Below are 516 nucleotides of genomic sequence, written 5' to 3'. Positions count from 1 at the left end.
TTTGATCGACTTGCGTCCCCGTGCGAGCGGGGACAAAAGCCGATTTCCAGAAAAGCTTTTGTTAAATTTGTCGCCCCTTATCATACCTTTTATTATCGTGATAATGGAATGTTATCTTGTTATATGTGGCGTTGTGTGTTAGATTTAATTCTATGAACAAATACAAACTTGAGAAGCTGGCTGAGTGGCTGGAAACGAATGCCGATCAACAGGATGAGAGCGCAGACCAATGGACAGAGGAATGCGCGGAAGCCCTGTCAGATCGTGAAGACGCCATTAGATATCGTATGGCTGCCGAGTGTGTACGGCAGGTTCTCTCTTCAATGAGCGAAGAAGAGCATATTGCCCAGTTGCTTAACCACATCGTAACTTCTGACGACAAAGAACTCATCTCCATGAGCGACAAAGGTGTTGCGGAGGAATGGTGTTGGGAATGGGATGAAAACCGGGATGCCCAATGGAACACCTATCGGTTCAACTGCGCCCTGGACTTGCACAAATGGCGCTGGCGCCGAT

Annotated in this window: 1 pseudogene; it reads left to right on the top strand. The window is 47.7% G+C overall.

The window, feature by feature from the left end:
• Positions 1-152 precede the first annotated feature (152 nt).
• Positions 153-516, top strand: a pseudogene (locus ACOCD2_RS26195) (hypothetical protein); the annotation flags it as partial.

Origin of the sequence: Thiolapillus sp., from assembly GCF_048562965.1 — a bacterium.
GTDB classification, from domain to species: Bacteria; Pseudomonadota; Gammaproteobacteria; order Chromatiales; family Chromatiaceae; genus Thiolapillus; species Thiolapillus brandeum_A.
Note: the sequence above shows the minus strand (reverse complement) of the source record. Positions and strands in the feature narration are given on the sequence as shown.